The organism is Microbacterium sp. Root553 (assembly GCF_001426995.1).
Taxonomy (GTDB): Bacteria; Actinomycetota; Actinomycetes; order Actinomycetales; family Microbacteriaceae; genus Microbacterium.
Genome location: NZ_LMFY01000001.1, coordinates 625,950 through 642,615 on the forward strand (window position 1 = coordinate 625,950; position 16,666 = coordinate 642,615).

Here is a 16,666-nt window from a genome sequence, read left to right on the forward strand (position 1 = left end):
GGGATCAGCTGTTCAGCCGGGTCTGCCAGGACGGTGTCGGTTGCGGCTGGGATTCGGCGCGGACACCATCCGCGTCGAACTCCTTCAGGATCGAGGGACCGCCGTCGCCATCGATCACGGGAGTCGGCGCGTCACCGCCGATGCCGTCGACCACGGGAGTCTCGGTGCCATCCACGGCCTCGGTACCGTCCGTGCCCTCGGTCACGCCGGCGCCGTCCGTGCCGTCGGTGCCATCCGTGACTCCGGCGCCATCCGTGACGCCGGCACCATCGGTACCATCCGTGCCATCTGTGACTCCTGCACCGTCGGTACCATCCGTGACGCCGGCACCATCGGTGCCGTCGACACCGCCGTCGGTCGTCGGCGTCGAGCCGTCTCCGCCCGTCTCCGAGCCTCCGTCGGTGATCACGTCGGAGTCGACCTGCGACCCGGTGCCTGCGGAGTCGGTGCCTGCGGCTTCGTCACGAAGCTGCGCGGCCTGGTCGCGCAGGTCGGCCGCCTTGTCGCGCAGCTCTGCAGCATCCTCGCGCGCATCGGTCATCTCTTCCATGGCCTCGTCGCGGGTGTCCTCGAGCGTCTCGATCTGCTCGCGGATCTCCGCGGCCTCCGCCCGCTGGGCTGCCGCATCGGCGCGGATACCGGCCGATTCGGAGCGACTCTGCAGCGCTCCGGCCGAGTCGCCGGCCTGCTCCTGCTGCGTCGCCTTCAGATCGAGCTCGGTCGCCCGACGCTCGCCGTCCGTGGCGCTGCGGTCGAGCTCCGCGGCCCGGTCCTCGAGCGCGTCGATCTGCTTGTCGATCGTCTCGACCTGCTCCTGAGCCTTCTCGGCGTGCTGATCGGCCTGATCGGCCTGCCGGTCGAGCGCGTCGGCGCGACCGTCGATCCTGTCGGCCTTGGCATCCGCCTCGGCACGGGCCTCGTCGTCGCCGGTCTCACCGTCGGTGTCACCGTCGACTCGCGGGTCGTCGATCTGCGGGTTCTCACCGCCACCGCCGCCGACGCTTCCGCCGCCGACGCTTCCGCCGCCGCCGGTTCCGCCGCCTGAGCCCCCGCCCGTTCCGCCGCCCGAGCCGGTACCGTCTCCGCCACTCGAACCGCCGTTGGTCGACGGCACCTCGGTGCTGTCATTGGGCTGATGGTTCGCGGCCTCTTCCGCCTCGTTGTCGTCGTACGCCGTGGCGGTGAGCCTCAGCGATTCGGCGAAGCCGGTCAGAGCGCCGGGCGCCGAGCCGAGCAGCTGCGCCATGGTCGCCTGGAACGTGTTGTACGCCGCCGATGCCTGGCCTCCGATGAACGAGAAGGCGGATGCCGGGATGGTCAGCCCCTGGGCTGCAGACGTGATGCTGTCGTACGAGCTCGCTGCGGCCTCGAAGGCACTCGCGTCCTTGCGCAGGTACTCCGTCTCGACGTCGACTTCGCCCTCGGCGCCGAACGACGACGCGCTCGGCTGCGGGGGCGGCTCGGGCAGGATCGACTCGCCCCCCGTCTCGGGGAGCGGGGCAACCGTCGTCGGCTGCTGGATGCCGCCGCCCGACGAGACCCCTCCTCCGCTGCCGCCGCCGAACAGGTTGTTCGTCGCGCTGAACATCTCATCGAGCGGAGTGCTGGCATCGATCACGTTGCCGACGGCACCGATGACATCACCGTCGGCGACGTTGCCCGCGAAATCGATGATCTCGTCCGTAGGGTTGACGGCGTCGACGACGTCGCCCACTGCATCCAGAAATCCCATTGTCGTTCTCCCTGACTCAGCGGATCGCGCCCATGCGGCGCATCAGTTCCTGGGGGTTGTGCGCGAGCTGCATGAGCTGCTCGATCGCGGGGAACCCCTCGTACTTGTTCTCACGTTCGCGTGCCGACATGGCCATGACGTTGTTCAGCGCGCGCACGACCTCTTTCTCGATCACCTCGTCGTTCGTGTTGCGCACCCAGCGCTCGTCGACCTTGACCGCGGTGATGGTGTCTCCCTCGCGGGTGACCATGATCGTCTTCGCGGCGTTGACGCCGTCTCGCTCCTGACGCGCGCGCTGTGCACGATGGGCCAGGAAGTCCTGCTGCTGCGCGTCGGCCGCGGCGTACATGTCGCGTAGCTGCTCCCGCGCATCGATGCCCCATGACACGCTCGGGTCGCCGAGCTGCACCGGGGCGGGTTCCGGCAGCGGAGCAGCCTCACCCTGATCGGCGGTCTCGGAATAGGCCTTCATCCACTGACCCGCCCGCTGTCCGATCGCGTCCTGGTAGCACGTGCTGATGACGAGTCCGAGTGCCTCCTCGCCGATGGTGTCGCGCCAGTCCTCATCGAGTGCGAGGGACTGCACCGCGCCGTTCGCCGCGAGTGTGAGTGTGACGGCGCCGGCATCATCCTTGACGGTGACCGGGGCCAGCTGCTCCGACGCCGACGCGAGCGAGCGCAGCTCGTGCTGCAGTTCACCCGCCGTCTGGCGCAGTTCCGCCATGAGGCGATTGGCATCCGCCATATCCATGCTGACCATGCGCTCCTCTTCCGTAGACCTTTGACCTTGACCTCATACTACGAAGCGAGGCGTCGCGACCATAGGGGGAGAAGTCCCCATAGCGTCGCGCTCGGCGCTCACATCGCGGTGCTGCGGGCCCGTCCTCGCGCCAGCAGAAGCATGATCGCCGAGATCGTCGCGGCCCCGCCGAGCGCCCATCCGACGATCGCCCGGGCGGGGTCGAGCGGATCGGCATCCGGCTCGATCGAGATCGTCCTGGTGACCTCGGGTTCCGGCTCCCCCGCCGGATGCGCCGGGGACGGCGGGCCGGGCAGCGTGCCGTCGTCGACCAGGGCCAGCGCCTCGGCCGGGCGCACCTCGCCCCACCCGACCGTGTCGGTGGGCTCGGTCGGCGCGACGCGCATCGCCGACTGCAGCAGACGGAACGCCCACTGATCGGGGGTCTCGTCGGGGTAGCGCGCGGCGACGAGAGCCGCAGCGCCCGAGATCACGGCCGTCGCGTAGCTCGACGATGCGGAGTCGCCGTTGAACACGCAGTCGCCGCCCGAGATGTACGCCGAGGGCATCGACTGCCCGGGAGCGGCGATGTCGACGTGGGAGCCGGAGTACGACGAGTCCGGATCCCACGTGCCGTCCTTCAGCACCGCCGAGACGGCGAGCGCTCCGGTCAGCTCCCCCGGGTAGAAGTGCTCCGGATCGGGACGGTTCGCGTTCGCGGTGTTGCGGTTTCCCGCGCTCGCGATCACCAGGGCCCCGCGCGCATGGGCGTAGGAGACGGCGCCCGCGTAGAGATCGGCGGATTGGTCGTCGGAGAGCGACACGTTGATGATCTGCGCACCGTGATCGGCGGCCCAGCGGATGCCGGCCGTCACGGACGCCGCCGACGGCCCGGCGATGTCCCGGGAAGACTGCCCGTCCTCCGGCGCGGCCTCGAACGCCCGGACGGGCATGATCCGCGCCTCGGGCGCGATGCCGACCACCCCCGATCCCTCCACCCGCCGCGCGGCGATGAGGCCGGCGATCGCCGTGCCGTGCCCGAACAGATCGTCATCGGCGGGAGCGGTGCCGTCGCCGAACGTGCTCGCGCCCGGCACGAGGGCTCCCGCGAGGTGTGCGTTGCCCCCCTCGACACCGGAGTCGACGACGGCGACCGTGACGCCCGCGCCGCGACTCAGCGTCCACGCGGCCTCGAGGCCCAGCCGGTCGACGAGATAGCTCGTTCCCGAGACGAGCACGCGGTCACCCGGGGTGCACTGCTCACCCGCATCGATCGACGGCGTCGAGGTCGATGCTGCGGCCGTCGGCATCGATGCCACGGCCGCACCGGGGGCAGCCAGCATCCCCGAGCCCAGCACTGCGGCCACGCCGAGCGCCGCCGCTGCCCTCCGCACGGTGCGCAGACCCATCAGCCGCCCTGCCCCGACGTCCTCTGCGCGATCGTACGGCTGAGGGTGGGGCCCTGCTCGAGCAGCTGCGTCCAGGCGGCGGGAACGGTGAGCGAGCTCTCGGTCGAATACCCGAGCAGAGCGAGATCCTCAGCGGTCTCCACGGGGAAGTACACGCCGGACTCGGCGACGAAGCCGTACGTGGCTCCCTCGCCGCTCGATCGCGCCGTGATCGCCGCACCCGCACCGGGGGTCACGCTCGTTCCGAGCTCGGCGTCGTCGGGAGTGGCCGTCACCGACACCACGGGGCCGTCGGCGCTCGGCGTCATCTGCAGGCAGGCCGTCTCTCCGCCGTCTGCCGACGACGACGAGACGGTCCGCGGCCAATCGGCCGGGATCGCGTCGGAGTTCACGTCGGCGAGGTCGGTCGCCTCGGCGACCGTCATCACGACCGGCTCCATGCCCACATAGGCGGTGAGGAGCTGCCGGGCGAACGGCGTCGCCGGAACGAGGCGACCGTCGCCGTCGGCGATGTACTCGTTGACGACGTCGCCGTCGGACTGCGTCTGCACGGCCTGGCCGACGACGAGACCGGCAGCGCCGGCATTCTCTCCGAGCTCCGCGCCGAGGTTCACCTCGAGCGGCGACCCCGGGGTGACCAGATTCAGCCACAGGGCCGAGACCGTCGGAACGGAGTCGACATCGTCGATCCCGAGGAACACGCTCGCCACGACCGCGACGTTGTCGTCGCTGACCGCATAGCGCTTATCCCCCTCGACGAACCAGTAGTCGTCGTCGTCGTCCTTCACGAGGGCCGCCTGGTCGGCCGCACCGACCGGATCGTCGAGCAGTCGCGTCGAGATCTCCAGCGGGCTGTCGCTCGCGACGCAGCTGAGCCACGCGCCCTCGTACTGACGGTCGGGAGCGGGCAGATAGTCGGGCGCCCCGTCGATGCCCACCGGCGAGGGGTCGCGGCTGATGCCGTCGAGCTTGTTAGCCGGCACCGAGGTGATCTTCGCCGAGCCCACGAGCAGTCGGGCGCTCGCCAGGTTCTTCACCGGGTAGAGCGTGCCGTCGAGAGCCACATAGCGAGATCCCTCGCCCTGCACGACGATGATCGCGCCCTTCTCCCAGTCCTTCGGCAGGCTTCCGGTGAAGGTGCCGATCAGCAGCGAGACGATGATGGTCAGGATTCCGAGGGCGACGCTGACCACGACACCGCGAAGCGGCTTGCCCGGGGCGAGCTCACGCCCGCCGGGCGCGCCGCTGACGAACGCGCGCTGGAGACGACGGCGATTGAAGGCCTGCGCCTGCAGCAGCTCTGACTTGGATGCCATGGATCAGAACCAGCCCCCGGTGATGATGGCGAGCGGGAGCAGCAGCGCGATCGTCCCCCACTCGGCGAAGTCCGCGAACCGGGTGAGGCGGATGCGCGTCTTCGGATTCAGCAGCACGACGACGATGATGCAGACGGCGATCGCGGCCAGCCCGATGACCAGGCCGCCGATCCAGTCGGGGTGACTGAGGATCGCCGTGGTCACGCCGAGCGCGACACCCGCGAGCACACCGGAGGACACCGCGACGATGTCGAAGCGCGAATAGACCTGGCGCGTGCCGAGGAACATCCCGATGAAGGTGACCGCGCACAGCAGGAGACCCCAGAAGCCCGAGGCGACGACGGGAGCGGTCGCGACGAGCACGATCACGCACAGCGAGATGCGCAACGAGACCTGGTAGCGATGGGCGCGGGCGTACAGCCGCGCGACCTCTTCCGGCGAGATGTGCGACGGGGCGTCATAGACCTCGGCCTCGTCTCGCGCCGACGCGACGCGCAGCGGCACGGAGGCGAGAGCCACCCACGGAGCGCCGAGTCCCGCGATGCCGGCGACCGCCATGGCCGCGGCGAGCGTGGCGGCGACCGGGGCGGCGAACCAGGAGATGACGGCGCCGATGACGAGCAGCATGCCCCCCACCGCGACCGGGATGAGGCTGTACTCGCGCTGACGCTTCAGCGCGAGCAGCGCGACGGCACCGAACGCCAGCATCGCGCCGCCGCCGATCACGAGCGCGAGACCCCAGCCGTCGGCGTCGGGAAGCAGGGTGTATCCGGCGGCGCCCGCGTAGACCGACGAGACGAGCGCGAGCGACATGGTCGCCTGCTGCGGGGCTGCGGTGCGATCCATCACGAGCGCGCAGATCAAAAGCACGATCGCGGCGGCGCCCGCTCCGGCCGCGGTGACGATCGTGCCGGAGTCGACCCAGGCCCAGACGGCGGGCACCAGGCCGAGCAGCAGCAGCACGGAGGCGACGACGGTGGCCGTGGTCACCGAGTTCTGCGTCGACCACGACGGCGCGTTGGTCTCGACGGCATCCGCGACGGCCTCGACGAGGTCGTCGTAGCGTTTGGCGAGCGCGGCCGCCGTGCCCTGCTCGAGCACGAGGAAGTCGCCGTCCTGAACCCCCTGGGCCGCCAGCGTGCGGTCGGCCTCCAGCGGCGTGCCGTCGGCGTGGACGAGACGGAACCCCGCGGACGCAGATGCGCCGTCGAGCATGCGCAGACGGCGGGTCAGCGAGGGGAGCACCTCGGCGACCGGGACTCCGCCCGGCACACCGACGTCGATCCGCTCGGACTCCCACTGCACCGAGAGGCGCACGAGCTGCGAGGAAGCGACAGCCGTCGACTGGGGCGACATCAGATCCTGCTTTCGTCAGACACGCGGATTCACACTATCGTGCGTGTGGTCGGCTTGCGGAGGCGGCGCGACCCGCTCACGACTCCTCGTCGTCCTCGAGGTCGTCGATCGGGGCATCGAGCTGCGCCAGGTCGTCGCGGGTGACGAGACGGCTCGAGACCGCGTACTCGACCAAACGCGCCTTGCGGTTCATCGCGAGCTTGCCCTGCCCGCCCCGCATGCCCTGCAGGCCGATGCGGTCGAACTTGTCGCACACGTTGTCGAGTTTGCGGTTGAACTGCGTGCTCGTCCATCCCAGACGCGCGGCGGCCTGTGCCGAACTGGGGATCTCGCTCGCCCCGGTGCCGTCGCGCTTCAGCGCGGGCTCGGCGAGCGCGAGGATCAGCAGTCGCTGTCGCGCGGTCAGCGGCACGTGCCCGATCGTCGACTGCCCGTCCTCCGCATTCTCGCGGGGGTCGAGGTGGAACGTGGGGCCCTTGGAGTGGATCGTGAGCTCGTAGGTCACCGGTCCTGCGGTGAAGACGACGGTGGTCTGCTCGAACACCACGGGGAGTCGGGCACCGGGGGCGAGCCAGGCGTTGACCCCGCCCGACGAGTCCGTCACCGTCGCGGTCAGACGGGACCCGACGTTCGACAGCCACCACAGGCCGTCCTTGTCGGCGATCTCGAGGAAGTGACGATGAAGGAAGAGATTGTCGTCGAGTTCGAGATCACCCTGTCGGCCGACGTAGAACGGCTCTCCCGGTGTCAACTCGAAATACTCTCCGGCGAATTCGACAGTGATCTCCATCAGCCCACACACCCCCTGATCGGCTCGGGCGAAGATCGCCCGTCAGCCCGTTTGATGAGCACCTCGATGCAGGTGCGCCCCGAACGATCCCCCTCCAGAGTGACGTCGGTCTGTTCAACGATATGCGCTTCCTGCGGTCCGTCCAGCGTCACCTCGTACCAGATGTACGCATCGTCGGGCTGCGGGTCGGGATTCGTCCAGGTGAACGAGACGACTCCGGCGGTGTTCGTCCCCGTGAGATCCTCTGCCTCGGGCACCGGGCCGGAGACGAGCGGATCCTGCGGCTCCGGCGCCTGCGCCGTCTGCTCGGGAGCAGGCATCAGGGAGCCGGCGAGACTGCTCACGAGCACGATGCCCCCCACCACCGTCGCCGCGGCGACGACTCCGAGGAGCCAGACCCACCAGGGCATTCCGGAGCGGCGTGCCGTCGAGGCGTCCTCCGCCGTCGACGGCGCCGCAGGAGCGAACTGCGGCGCGCCCAACTGCGGCGCGCCCGGATGCGGGGCGCCGAGCGACGGCGGGGCGCCGGCCGGCGCGGTCTGCGGTTGAGACGACCACGGCACGTCAGGGGTGACGACGGTCGGGCCGCGCACGGCCGTGACGTCGTCGTCGAACGACGGCGGGTGCGGCGCGGCGGGCGGAGGGGCGGCCGACGAGGCCGACGTCGCCGGCGTGCGGTGCTGGGTCTCGGCGAGCGCGTCCGACGCGGGCGGCCGCTCGAACCTCGGCACATCGACGGCACCCACCGGATGCTTGCGCTGCGTCGTCGCCGACGGACGGGTGGCGGTCGGGCTCTCGGGGCTGATCGAGTGCACGTCGCGGACCCGCGTGAGTCCGTCTCCGTCGTCGCCCGGCGTCTCATCGAGCGGATGCTCGTCGACGATGTCGATGGTCGTCACCGAGTGCGAGAGCTCGATCTGCACCTTCTGGAGTGCGCGGGCGAACGCGACGGCACTGGGATACCGGTCATCCGGATTCTTCGCCATCGCCCGTTCGAGGACTCGCTGCAGGCTCTCCGGCGAATCCGGTCTGCCGAGCTGCGGCACGGCCGCCCGCTCGATCCGTTCGATGAGATCGGCTCCGGTGTTCCGCTCGCCCGGGCGCTCGAACGGCGAGCGTCCGGCGAGCAGGGTGAAGAGCGTCGCGCCCAGCGCCCAGACATCGGTGCGCGGGCCGCTCTGCGGCGGGTCGGCGAACGACTCGGGCGGCGACCAGGGAATCGACATCCCCGACGACTCGGTGGCCGCGGCCGTGGTCGACGCGATGCCGAAGTCGGTGAGAGCGGGCCGGTTGTATTCGGTGACGAGGATGTTGGCGGGCTTGATGTCGCGGTGCAGAACACCGGCCCGGTGCGCGGTCTCGACGGCACCGGCGACCTGGATGCCCACCCGCAGCGTCTCCGCGACCGAGAACTGCTCGCGTCTGGCACGCACCTGCAGATTCGGTCGGGGGCAGAACTCCATGACCAGGTACGGTCTGCCGTCGGCGGCGACCCCCGCCTGGTAGATCGTCACGATCGCCGGATGGGTCGACAGCATCGCCATGACGTTCGCCTCGTCGGTGAACTCCTGCGCTGCACCGGTCTCGAGGCGGTCGGCCAGCAGGACCTTCACCGCCACGCGGCGGCGGGGCATCTGCTGTTCGTAGAGGAACACGTCGGCGAAGCCACCGGTTCCGAGGTGCTCGAGGTAGCGGAATCCGGGAAGCTGCGGCGGCGGAGACGGCCGGCGGCTCACGGGATGTCCTCGAAGAGGACCGTCACCCCGTCTCCCAGGTCGACCACATCGCCCGACAGCACGAGGGTCTGCTCACCCGGGTGCAGGCGCATCGGCTCGGCTCCCGGCCGCACGAGGGTGGAGCCGTTCGTCGTGCGCAGGTCGATGACGACGACCGTGCCGGCGTCGGGTCGGATCTCCAGATGGTTGCGCGAGATGTCCTGCTGCGGGCTGTCGACCGCGACGAGGTGCGGCAGGTCGTGTCCGCTCGCCCTGGTCGATCGCGGTCGGCGTCCGATGATGACGGTGCGGTCGAGCTCGACGACCTGACCCGAGGACACCCGGATGCGTCCGTGACCGGCGGGCACCGCGTCGAGGACCTGCGTGGCGACGTCGTCGGAGACGGACTGGCGTCGACGGAGGTCATCGAGCTCGGCCGAGGTGATCGTGGCGCCGTCGTGGTCTCCCAGAGCGGGTGCCGGTGCCACCGTCGAGGCGGGCGGCACCTCGGAGCCCTCGGGCCCGTCCGATCCGCCCTGCAGAGTCTCATCGAAGAGCTGCTCGATCTCGTCGAGGTCGTTCTGCGGGGCGGAGCTGCGCTGCGGCGGCTCCCAGGTGTGTTCGTCGAGGCCGTTCTCGCCCGCGATCGTCTCGTCGGCGCGTGCGTCGTCGGGAAGCGGGGGCAGGAGGGGTGCGCCCGGAAGATCGGGGATCGCGGGCGGCGGGGGAATGGCGCCTACCGCGGCCACAGGCGCGGCCGGTGCCGAGACGATGGTCTCCTCGGGAAGATCGAAGGCCTCGTCAGCCGCGGCCTCGTCACCGGCGGGCTCGTCACCGGCGGGCTCGTCAGCCGCGGGCTCGTCAGCCGCGGGCTCGGCCGTCTCGGTCGGTTCGTCCGGCTCGACCGGCGCGAGCTCCTCGACGGCCGGCTCCTCGACGGCCGGCTCCTCGACGGCCGGCTCCTCCGGTCCGGTCGGCTCCTCCGGCTCGGTCTGTTCTTCCGCCACCGGCTCCGCCGGCTCCGCCACTGCTGCAGATGTCGCCGCGCCGGGGAGATCGGGGGTTCCGTCGACACTCGGCGACGACGGACCGCCGAAGAGCGCCAGCGCAGGCGCCGCACCTCCGGCGAGAGCCGCGGCGGAGGCACCCGACTCGACCGGGTCGATCCGGGGGGTCGACCCGAGCGCAGCGGCGATCGGCGCGGCGTCGTCGACCTCGAGCTCGGCGCTCGCGGCGGCCGCACGCACGATGCCGCTCTGCACCGGCAGCACGGCCGCGGCATCCGTCTCCTCCACGGTGATCTCGATGCGCGTGGCATCACCCACGAAGTGCTCGCTCCAGGTCGTCACCTCGGCGCCGGACAGCTCGTACGCCGCACCGGTCTCGGAGCTGACGCGGGCCACGACTCCGCCGCGCAGAGCGATGCGCACCGCCGAACCCTCGACGACCGCCGCGGCGAACGGCGGCAGGGCGACGAAGGATCCGCCCGCGGCCGTCGTGAGCACGTCCATGACGCTCGCGAGCGTCTTCTCGACGGGGAGGCGCTCCCACAGCCGCGAGACCAGGTCGTTGTGTACGTCGGGCGGCAGTGCGACGAGAGCACCCGGAATCACGATGAGGTACCACTGCCCCGGTCGGTAGATCGTCTGCATGTCAGCGAACCCCTCCTGCTGCGCGTGGCAGCGTGTCGACATCGATGTCGAACTCGTCGGACTCGAGTCCCGCACCCGGCCGGGAGGAGACTCGGACCGCGTCGACGATCACGACCGTGATGTTATCGTGCCCGCCCGACTGCAGGGCTTCGGCGATCAGGGCATTGGCGGCGAGCTGCGGATCCGAGACGTGGGAGAGGATCTCGCCGATCCGCTGATCCGGGAGCTCGGAGGTGATGCCGTCGGAGCACACGAGGATGCGATCCCCCTCTTCGGCGGGGAACAGCCAGTAATCGGCATCCCCGGTGCTGCTCCCCCCGATCGCACGGGTGATGATGTTGCGCCGCCGGTCGGTCGCGGCTTCGGCGGGAGTGAGCTCTCCCGACTCGACGAGCTCCTGCACCACGGAGTGGTCGACACTGATCTGCTCGAGCTCGCCGCCGGCGAGCCGATAGGTGCGCGAGTCGCCGATGTTGACCGCCAGCCAGTACCCCGTGCCGTCGACGGAGGCCACCATGACGCCGCTCAGTGTCGTACCGGCTCTGCCGTTGCCACCCGTCGAGAGATCCTCCACCCCGGCCCTCGCGCGGTCGAGCGCGCCGCGGACCTCGCCGAGCGTCAGCGAACTGCGCCCGATGAACGGGGAGAACTCCTCGATGACCCTGGCGCTGGCGTGCTCTCCGGCCTCATGACCGCCCATCCCGTCGGCGACGATGAAGACGGGCGCCTCGGCGAGGAGGGAGTCCTCGTTGAGCGCACGCCGCAGCCCGATGTGCGTCGCGGATCCCGATGTGACCACCAGAGCGGACCTCATACGTACCCGCCGATCGTGAGGATCCGGTCGCCGATCTCGATCGCATCGCCCAGGCGCACGGGCACCCGCTGCCCGGGCGGGCAGTCGATGCGCTCGCCGTCGCGCACGATGGTCATGCCGTTGGTCGAGTGCCGGTCGAGCACCCAGCCGCCGGAGACCTCCGCCGCGGCCTCGAAATGGGTCTTCGAGAGCGACAGCGTCTCGTCACGCACGGTCACCCGCTCCGTGCCGTCCTCATGCGCGGGGTTGCGCCCGAAGAGCGTCCGGCGCGAGACGGTCACGCGCGTGCCGTCGTCCCAGGTGAACAGCAGACGATGACCCGGGATGCTGATGCGCGTCGACTCGAGCTCGTCCTCGAGCTGCTCCGGCGTCGATCGCGGCTGCACGATCGTCTCCTCGAAGAGCTCGACGGCGACCGGCCCCGAGTCGACGGAGTCGTGCGCCGCCGACGCACCGGGCACGGAACCCGCGGGGTCGATGACGGGGATCACCGGTGCCGCGGGTGCCGCGGATGCCGCCGGCGTGACACCGGGGACGAAAGCGATCAGCGCGTCGCCTCCGGGCGCGGGAGCGACGGGCTGACCGGAGGGGGACGCGGGAGCGACGGGCGGACCGGAGGGGGACGCATCGGGGTGCGCCGGCTCGGGGGCGGACGACCTCGGCGGCAGCGACGGCACCGCGAACGGAGTGCCGCCGGACGGCACGGAGAACGCCGGCGCGGCGCCCGGCGTCGACGGCGCCGGCGCCGGCGCATCACCGATGAAGGGCGGCGAGGACACCGCGGGAGGAGCGGACACTGCAGGAGGAGCGGAGAACGCGGGGTCGGCGGCCGGAACCGACGCTGCCGAGGCCGGGTATCCGGGAGGAGCGGAGACCGTCGCGGCGTATCCGCCGGCCAGCGGAGCCGGAGGGAGAAGCGGCACGGGGGGCGGGCCGACGGTCGTCGGCTGCGCAGGCACGCCGATGCCCCTGCCGGGCGTGGCGGTGCTCTGCGGGGCCCCGACGCTCGCCTGCGCACGACCGGACGGCGCTGCCGACGTGCGCGCGTCGAGGACGACCGCCTTGGACACCTTGTCGTGCCATCCCTGGAAGCGACCGGATCCGTCGAACAGCGGTGTGAAGTACCCGACGACGATGCCGGCCGCCGCCCCGAACACCACATTGCGCAGCAGTGCCCGGCCGAAGCCGAGCGGCGTCCCGTCGGCGGCGGACGCGAGCCGCACGCCCTGCGCGCGCATGCCGATCGAGCCGCCGCGCGTCTGCATGAGCGTGTAGACGACGAACCACGCCAGCAGCACCAGCAGCACCGCGCCGTAGGCGAGGGGCGCCACGAGGAGGAGCTCTTCGACGGGCCTCGGTGCGAACGTGATCAGGGCGGCGATCACGACGCCCACCGTGCCGATGGCTCCGGCGATGAGGGCGTCGATCAGGTAGGCGATGGCGCGCCTCGAGACCGGCGCGCTGCTGTCGATCGCGGGCTGGGTCATGATCTCTCGCTCTCGAGTGGGGAGGTGGACGGCTGTCGAGTGCGGCGTCCGATCGTCTCAGGTCGGCTGCCGCGGCGCGCGATCGCAGCGTCCCGCCACTCCGCGAGGCGGGCGCCGACGGCGGTCCCGCCGAGCAGCGAGCGCAGGCTCAGCCGCGCCCGGAGCCGCCGGAAGAACCCGGCGTCCGCGCCGAGTCCGCCGACGATGACGTCGACCTCGGCCCAGAACGCCTCGACGTCTTCGGGGGTGGGATCGTCGGGGCCGAAGATCACGGCGTCCGCGCGTTCGGCGAGGCGCGCCGCCCGTGGCAGCTCGAGCGTCGCCGCGAGCGTCGCCCCCTCTTCGATCCGCGTGCCGCCCGTGTCGAGCCGCGCGCCGTAGTCGACGGCGCGGTCGGTGACCTCGTCCCAGCCGCCGCTGATGCGATCCGTGGGTTCGGCCGCGTTCCGGCGGGCTCGGCGCGTGGCCGCCTTCCAGGCGCCGACGACGATGAAGGGCGCGGCGACGAGCAGCAGAATCCCGAGCACGATGCCACCGACGGCGAGGATGATCCCGATGAGGCCCAGAACGTCGAAGGTCTCCTCCTCGCCCTTGCGGTCGTCCGGAAGGGTCGGCGGCAGATCGACCGGCTCCTGCGGAGGCGGAGGCGGCTGCAGCACCTGAGGCTTGGGATCGGCCTTGGGCTTGGTGTTCTGATCGTTGGGGACCTTGTCCTCGGGCGGCGTCGGGTCGAAGCTCATCCAGCCGATGCCGGCGAAGTTGACCTCGACCCACGCGTGCACGTCGTCGCCGGTGGCGTCGAACGTGGCGTCGCCCGCCCTCTCCTCGTCGGGGTAGTACCCCATGACGACGCGAGCGGGGATGTCGACCTCTCGGGCGAGCAGGGCCATCGCGACCGCGTACTGCTCGTCGTCGCCGATCATCTGGTCGCCGCCGACGAGCGTCGAGATGCGCTCGGCCGTGTGGCCGGCCCGGGAGAGCACCTCGCCCTCGAGACCGTGGCTGAAGAATCCGCCCTCCGCCAGGAACGTCTCGAGAGCGCGCACCTGCTCGATCGGCGTCTCGGCCCCCGACACGGTCTCGGCCGCGAGCGAGGTGAGCTCCTCCGGCACGTTGCTCTGCGTCGGCAGCGGCACCTTGCCGAAGTCGACGTCTGCGAGCTGCCGGTCCTCGACCGACGCGGGCATGATCGTGTCGACCGTGTAGGTGTCGCCCGTGGCGAGCTTCGAGGTGACCACAGCGGTTCCCGTCGCGGGGTTGTAGAACGCCGACCGGCGCAGCTCGTCCGCGCGATCACCGGTGAACACGATGTCCGACACCGCACCGACATCCGGCAGCCAGACACCGGAGTACTCGCCGATCTCGACCTTGAGCGTCACCGGCAGGCCCTTCGCATCCGGCGACATGTTCGAGCGCAGCGGAGTGAAGGCGCTCGACGAATCGGGGCCGCCGTCGGTGACGTTGTAGACCATGCCGTCGAACTGATCCATGACCCCGATGCGGATCCGCGCGCCCTTGGGCAGCCCCTGCACCGTGAACAGCGTCTTCGCGGACTGATCGCGCACGTTCTTGCGGAACGACTGCAGCGGGCTCGGGTAGTCCCGCACATCGAACGGCGGGATCACCACGTCACGGAACACATGACGGGGCTGCACCGGCTGCGCGACCGCACTCGTCGCGACTCCGGCACCGGCGGCGATCGCGAGCACCGCCGCTCCGGCGAGCAGCCGACGCATCCTCATGCGGGCCGCACGTGCGGGGTTGATCTCACTCACCGACACGGCGGCGTTGTGCGGATCCCAGAGCTGACGCAGGGCGAGCCAGGCGATCGCGAGCACCGCGAAGACGAGACCCTGGGCGAGCGGGAACGCCGGCTCCGGCGTTCCGAGGAGGATCGCGAGCATCAGCATCACCCCGGCGGGCAGCAGGGCCCAGGCCACGTTCCGCAGACGCAGGGCGAGGGATGCCGTGAGCACGGTTCCGAAAAGACCGACCAGGAAGGGCACGAGCAGGTGACCGTCCGACGCGGACACCGGCGCGACCGTCGTGAGCATCTGCTTCCACGACGTCACCGTGCCCAGTGCGAGGCGCTGCCACGTGTCGAGCGTCGGGATCACCCCGAACAGTGCGGTGTGCGGCAGCGCGAGCGCACCCCCGAGCAGGAAGTACACCGCGACCGTGACTCCGGCCGTGATGAGCATGCCCCAGCCGCGCCAGGCGCACACGGCCGCGATCGCGAGTCCGAGCACGATGCCGCCGATCGCCGCGGGCAGGTAGCTGCCGCCGGCGAACGTCGGCCACATCCCGGCGAGCGCGACGCCGCCGAGCACGGCGGTCGCCGCGAGGTCGAGGATCCATCGCCGCAGTGGCAGCACGACGGCGGCGCTCATGCGAGCACCCGCTGCAGGGCGAGCGGCACCTGCTCGAGCGCGCCGACGGTGACGACGTCGGCATCGCCGATGCGCCGCAGCGAGGGGGCGGTCGCCGCACGATCGGCGACGACGGCGAGAACACGCGCTCCGAACGGCAGCCGCGCGCATGCCGAGCGCAGATCCTCTCCGCGCACCTTCGATCCGCAGACGAGCACCACGATGCTGGCGAGCGGCATGTTGCGGGCGATGACCGCCGAGAGCGCGTCCAGGCCGCCGTATCGGGGGCGGGAGTGCGTCACCGCCGCGAGGGAGTCGAGAAGCTGCTTGCCGGATCCTGCGGCGAGATCCCGACCCTGGACCCGCACCTCCACCCGCTGCGAATCGCGGATGGCCCGCAGCCCGATCGAGCCCGCGGCGGAGATCGCCAGCTCGAACTCCTCGTCGTCGGCGTAGTCGGACGCGGCCCGAGAGAGGGCGATGACGAAGTGCGAGCGCCGCGTCTCCTCGTACTGCCGCATCATCAGCGTGCCGGTGCGCGCGGTCGAGCGCCAGTGCACGTGACGCAGGTCATCGCCCGGCTGATACTCGACGAGGGCGTGGAACGAGACGTCGTCGCGCGAGAGGTCCGCCGCAGGCATCCCCTCGAGGTCGCGCAGGAATCCGAGCGACTGCCCTTCGAACGCGATGGTCCGGGGGTGCACGTACAGGTCGACGGGGTCGTCTCGGCGATGCGCGCGCTCGAACAGGCCGAGGGGATCGCCGCGGACCACGCTCACCGGTCCGACCTTCACGACGCCGCGGCGCTGCGTGGGGATGGCGAACAGCTCTTCGGCCTCCTCACCCGGGGCGAGCCGCTGGATGCCGAACTCGCCGCGACCCGCGCCCACCGGCAGCACGACGCGGGAGGGCAGGATCGCCCGGGGCCCGTTGTTGGCGAGGGTGAGGCCGCCGATCGCCCGCTCACCCACGACCACCCGCGTGCGCGCGAGATCGAGCGCGACGTCGTAGGCGGTGCGACCGATGAGGAACAGCGCGCACAGCGCGACGGTGAGGGCGATGACGGCGGCGGCGATCGCGAACTCCGCCCACCCGGCGGATTGTCCGAGAATCCACAGTCCGACCGCCAGCGCCATGAGCACCCACGCGAGCGGACGGATCGCGTCGGTGACCCTCCGCAGGCGTGCGAGCAGGCGCGCGCCGACGACCGCCACGACGTCACGCCATCGCGCGTCGGCCGTGGGCGGTGCGGGCACCTGATCGGGAGCCTGGGTGGTCATTCCCGCT

12 protein-coding genes are annotated in these 16,666 nt (G+C 71.1%); all 12 read right to left on the reverse strand.

The genetic code is table 11. The features are described 5' to 3' along the window. Nucleotides 1–4: 4 nt before the first annotated feature. Nucleotides 5–1,732 (reverse strand): type VII secretion target, encoded by a 1,728-nt coding sequence (locus tag ASD43_RS02860; protein ID WP_082539218.1) that lies wholly within the window; start codon nt 1,730–1,732, stop codon nt 5–7. Between the two features lie 16 nt (nt 1,733–1,748). Continuing rightward, complete coding sequence (locus tag ASD43_RS02865) at nt 1,749–2,492, reverse strand: hypothetical protein (RefSeq protein ID WP_149423970.1); 744 nt, start codon at nt 2,490–2,492, stop codon at nt 1,749–1,751. A gap of 98 nt (nt 2,493–2,590) precedes the next feature. Continuing rightward, nucleotides 2,591–3,880 (reverse strand): S8 family serine peptidase, encoded by a 1,290-nt coding sequence (locus ASD43_RS02870; RefSeq protein ID WP_056413307.1) that lies wholly within the window; start codon nt 3,878–3,880, stop codon nt 2,591–2,593. After that, on the reverse strand, nt 3,880–5,196 hold the full coding sequence (gene eccB / locus ASD43_RS02875; protein ID WP_056413310.1) for a type VII secretion protein EccB: 1,317 nt from the start codon (nt 5,194–5,196) through the stop codon (nt 3,880–3,882). Before eccB ends, ASD43_RS02870 begins: the two co-directional genes overlap by 1 nt. Nucleotides 5,197–5,199: 3 nt before the next feature. Further along, complete coding sequence (gene eccD / locus ASD43_RS02880; RefSeq protein WP_056413312.1) at nt 5,200–6,552, reverse strand: type VII secretion integral membrane protein EccD; 1,353 nt, start codon at nt 6,550–6,552, stop codon at nt 5,200–5,202. A 76-nt stretch (nt 6,553–6,628) separates the two neighbouring features. Continuing rightward, nucleotides 6,629–7,345 carry a hypothetical protein gene (locus tag ASD43_RS02885; protein WP_045255008.1) on the reverse strand — a complete coding sequence of 239 codons (717 nt, stop codon included), beginning with the start codon at nt 7,343–7,345 and terminating at the stop codon, nt 6,629–6,631. Further along, nucleotides 7,342–9,078 (reverse strand): serine/threonine-protein kinase, encoded by a 1,737-nt coding sequence (locus tag ASD43_RS02890; RefSeq protein ID WP_056413315.1) that lies wholly within the window; start codon nt 9,076–9,078, stop codon nt 7,342–7,344. Before ASD43_RS02890 ends, ASD43_RS02885 begins: the two co-directional genes overlap by 4 nt. Next, nucleotides 9,075–10,709: an FHA domain-containing protein gene (locus tag ASD43_RS16890; protein ID WP_056413319.1), complete on the reverse strand. Its 1,635-nt coding sequence runs from the start codon at nt 10,707–10,709 to the stop codon at nt 9,075–9,077. Before ASD43_RS16890 ends, ASD43_RS02890 begins: the two co-directional genes overlap by 4 nt. 1 nt (nt 10,710) lies before the next feature. Continuing rightward, complete coding sequence (locus ASD43_RS02900) at nt 10,711–11,523, reverse strand: PP2C family protein-serine/threonine phosphatase (RefSeq protein ID WP_056413321.1); 813 nt, start codon at nt 11,521–11,523, stop codon at nt 10,711–10,713. After that, nucleotides 11,520–13,010, reverse strand: coding sequence for an RDD family protein (locus ASD43_RS02905; protein WP_056413324.1), 1,491 nt, complete (start codon nt 13,008–13,010; stop codon nt 11,520–11,522). Before ASD43_RS02905 ends, ASD43_RS02900 begins: the two co-directional genes overlap by 4 nt. After that, entirely contained in the window at nt 13,007–15,400 is a 2,394-nt protein-coding gene (locus ASD43_RS02910; protein WP_056413326.1) for a transglutaminase domain-containing protein, read from the reverse strand. Before ASD43_RS02910 ends, ASD43_RS02905 begins: the two co-directional genes overlap by 4 nt. After that, the gene (locus ASD43_RS02915; RefSeq protein WP_056413329.1) at nt 15,397–16,659 is read right to left on the reverse strand and encodes a DUF58 domain-containing protein; all 1,263 of its coding nucleotides are present in this window, start codon (nt 16,657–16,659) and stop codon (nt 15,397–15,399) included. The genes ASD43_RS02910 and ASD43_RS02915 overlap by 4 nt, the downstream gene beginning before the upstream one ends. Between the last annotated feature and the right edge of the window lie 7 nt (nt 16,660–16,666).

Excerpts from the sequence above, each read along its gene's own strand:
- ASD43_RS02860 (WP_082539218.1), bottom strand. The coding sequence starts at position 1,732 with ATGGGATTTCTGGATGCAGTGGGCGACGTCGTCGACGCCGTCAACCCT.
- ASD43_RS02870 (WP_056413307.1), bottom strand. The coding sequence starts at position 3,880 with ATGGGTCTGCGCACCGTGCGGAGGGCAGCGGCGGCGCTCGGCGTGGCC.
- ASD43_RS16890 (WP_056413319.1), bottom strand. The coding sequence starts at position 10,709 with ATGCAGACGATCTACCGACCGGGGCAGTGGTACCTCATCGTGATTCCG.
- ASD43_RS02910 (WP_056413326.1), bottom strand. The coding sequence starts at position 15,400 with ATGAGCGCCGCCGTCGTGCTGCCACTGCGGCGATGGATCCTCGACCTC.
- ASD43_RS02865 (WP_149423970.1), bottom strand. The coding sequence starts at position 2,492 with ATGGTCAGCATGGATATGGCGGATGCCAATCGCCTCATGGCGGAACTG.
- eccD (WP_056413312.1), bottom strand. The coding sequence starts at position 6,552 with ATGTCGCCCCAGTCGACGGCTGTCGCTTCCTCGCAGCTCGTGCGCCTC.
- ASD43_RS02915 (WP_056413329.1), bottom strand. The coding sequence starts at position 16,659 with ATGACCACCCAGGCTCCCGATCAGGTGCCCGCACCGCCCACGGCCGAC.
- eccB (WP_056413310.1), bottom strand. The coding sequence starts at position 5,196 with ATGGCATCCAAGTCAGAGCTGCTGCAGGCGCAGGCCTTCAATCGCCGT.
- ASD43_RS02900 (WP_056413321.1), bottom strand. The coding sequence starts at position 11,523 with ATGAGGTCCGCTCTGGTGGTCACATCGGGATCCGCGACGCACATCGGG.
- ASD43_RS02905 (WP_056413324.1), bottom strand. The coding sequence starts at position 13,010 with ATGACCCAGCCCGCGATCGACAGCAGCGCGCCGGTCTCGAGGCGCGCC.